Source organism: Aquimarina sediminis, assembly GCF_002895435.1.
Lineage (GTDB): Bacteria > Bacteroidota > Bacteroidia > Flavobacteriales > Flavobacteriaceae > Aquimarina > Aquimarina sediminis.
In genome coordinates, this window is record NZ_POYJ01000029.1 from 1 (window position 1) to 3,615 (window position 3,615).

1 protein-coding gene is annotated in these 3,615 nt (G+C 41.6%); it reads left to right on the forward strand.

Annotated features, from left to right (window positions below):
- A partial coding sequence (locus tag C1X07_RS24655) for a beta strand repeat-containing protein (protein WP_128755398.1) occupies positions 1-3,615 on the forward strand: 3,615 nt, incomplete at both ends.

The following is a 3,615-nucleotide window of genomic DNA, read 5'->3' on the forward strand; positions in this document are numbered from 1 at the left end:
CCAATACCGTAAGTAGTGTAAGTCTGGATCAGACCGATAGCAATACGACAACGGATGATCCATCAGAAGCTATTACAGTAAACAATACTACAGATTTGGTAGTTAGTAAAACAGTAAACAATACAACACCAGATGAAGGCGATACTGTGATCTATACGATTACCTTAACCAACAGTGGTCCTGCTACAGCTACCAATGTTTCTATCACGGATCTATTACCAACAGGAGTAACCTATGTATCAGATACCCCTAGTCAGGGTAGTTATGTAAGTGGTACTGGAGTTTGGAGTGTTGGTAGTATCAACAATAGCAGTAATGCTACTTTAAGTATCAGTGCTACAGTAGATGCAGGTACCAGTGGAGATACCATCACCAATACAGTAAATAGTGTAAGTTTGGATCAGACCGATAGTAATACGACAACTGATGATCCATCAGAGGCTATTACAATAAACAATACTACGGATCTAGTCGTTAGTAAAACAGTAAACAATACAACACCAGATGAAGGAGATACGGTGATCTATACGATCACACTTACCAACAGTGGTCCTGCTACAGCTACCAATGTTTCTATCACAGATTTGTTACCAACAGGAGTAACCTATGTATCAGATACTCCAAGTCAGGGTAGTTATGTAAGTGGTACTGGAGTTTGGAGTGTTGGTAGTATCAATAATAGCAGCAATGCTACCTTAAGTATCAGTGCAACAGTAGATGCCGGTACCAGTGGAGATACCATCACCAATACAGTAAGTAGTGTTAGTCTGGATCAGACCGATAGCAATACGACAACGGATGATCCTAGTGAGAATATAGTAGTTGGTAACACCACCGATCTAGTAGTTAGTAAAACAGTCAATAATACAACTCCGGATGAAGGTGATACGGTGATCTATACGATTACCTTAATCAACAGTGGTCCAGCTACAGCGACCAATGTTTCTATTACGGATCTGTTACCAACAGGAGTAACCTATGTCTCAGATACTCCAAGTCAGGGTAGTTATGTAAGTGGTACTGGAGTTTGGAGTGTTGGTAGTATCAACAATAGCAGTAATGCTACCTTAAGTATCAGTGCTACAGTGGATGCTGGTACCAGTGGAGATACCATCACCAATACCGTAAGTAGTGTAAGTTTGGATCAGACCGATAGCAATACGACAACGGATGATCCTAGTGAGAATATAGTAGTTGGTAACACCACCGATCTAGTAGTTAGTAAAACAGTAAACAATACAACTCCAAATGAAGGAGATACTGTGATCTATACGATTACACTTACCAACAGTGGTCCAGCTGCAGCGACCAATGTATCTATTACGGATCTGTTACCAACAGGAGTAACCTATGTATCCGATACCCCAAGTCAGGGTAGTTATGTAAGTGGTACCGGAGTTTGGAGTGTTGGTAGTATCAATAATAGCAGTAATGCTACCTTAAGTATCAGTGCTACAGTAGATGCAGGTACTAGTGGAGATACCATCACCAATACAGTAAGTAGTGTAAATTTGGATCAGACTGATAGTAATACAACAACGGATGATCCTAGTGAAAACATCGTAGTTGGCAACACCACGGATCTAGTCGTTAGTAAAACAGTAAACAATACAACTCCAGATGAAGGCGATACGGTGATCTATACGATTACCTTAACCAACAGTGGTCCTGCTACAGCTACCAATGTTTCTATCACGGATCTGTTACCAACAGGAGTAACCTATGTATCAGATACCCCTAGTCAGGGTAGTTATGTAAGTGGTACCGGAGTTTGGAGTGTTGGTAGTATCAACAATAGCAGTAATGCTACTTTAAGTATCAGTGCTACAGTAGATGCAGGTACTAGTGGAGATACGATCACTAATACAGTGAGTAGCATAAGTTTGGATCAAACTGATAGCAATACGACAACGGATGATCCTAGTGAAGCTATTACCATAAACAACACTACGGATTTAGTCGTTAGTAAAACAGTAAACAATACAACACCAGATGAGGGTGATACGGTGATCTATACGATCACCCTTACCAACAGTGGTCCTGCTACAGCGACCAATGTTTCTATCACGGATCTGTTACCAACAGGAGTAACCTATGTATCCGATACCCCAAGTCAGGGTAGTTATGTAAGTGGTACCGGAGTTTGGAGTGTTGGTAGTATCAATGATAGCAGCAATGCTACCTTAAGTATCAGCGCTACAGTAGATGGAGGTACTAGTGGAGATACGATCACCAATACAGTAAGTAGTGTAAGTTTGGATCAGACCGATAGTAATACCACTACCGATGATCCATCAGAGAATATAGTAGTTGGCAACACCACGGATCTAGTCGTTAGTAAAACAGTAAACAATACGACACCAAATGAAGGAGATACGGTGATCTATACGATTACCTTAACCAACAGTGGTCCAGCTACTGCGACCAATGTTTCTATCACGGATCTGTTACCAACAGGAGTAACCTATGTATCCGATACCCCAAGTCAGGGTAGTTATGTGAGTGGTACCGGAGTTTGGAGTGTTGGTAGTATCAATAATAGCAGCAATGCTACCTTAAGTATCAGCGCTACAGTAGATGCAGGTACTAGTGGAGATACCATCACCAATACAGTGAGTAGCGTAAGTCTGGATCAGACCGATAGTAATACCACTACCGATGATCCATCAGAGAATATAGTAGTTGGCAACACCACGGATCTAGTCGTTAGTAAAACGGTGAACAATACAACCCCGGATGAAGGTGATACGGTGATCTATACGATTACCTTAACCAACAGTGGTCCTGCTACGGCAACCAATGTATCTATTACGGATCTGTTACCAACAGGAGTAACCTATGTATCCGATACCCCAAGTCAGGGTAGTTATGTAAGTGGTACCGGAGTTTGGAGTGTTGGTAGTATCAATGATAGCAGCAATGCTACCTTAAGTATCAGTGCAACAGTAGATGCAGGTACCAGTGGAGATACCATCACTAATACAGTAAGTAGTGTAAGTTTGGATCAGACCGATAGCAATACAACAACGGATGATCCTAGTGAAAACATCGTAGTTGGCAACACCACGGATTTAGTCGTTAGTAAAACGGTGAACAACACAACACCAGATGAAGGTGATACGGTGATCTATACGATTACCTTAACCAACAGTGGTCCTGCTACGGCAACCAATGTTTCTATTACGGATCTGTTACCAACAGGGGTAACCTATGTCTCAGATACCCCTAGTCAGGGTAGTTATGTAAGTGGTACCGGAGTTTGGAGTGTTGGTAGTATCAATGATAGCAGTAATGCTACCTTAAGTATCAGCGCTACAGTAGATGCAGGTACTAGTGGAGATACGATCACCAATACAGTAAGTAGTGTAAGTTTGGATCAGACTGATAGTAATACGACAACTGATGATCCATCAGAAAACATCGTAGTTGGCAATACTACAGATTTGGTAGTTAGTAAAACAGTAAACAATACAACACCAGATGAAGGCGATACGGTGATCTATACGATTACCTTAACCAACAGTGGTCCTGCTACAGCTACCAATGTTTCTATCACGGATCTGTTACCAACAGGAGTAACCTATGTCTCCGATACCCCAAGTCAGGGTAGTTATG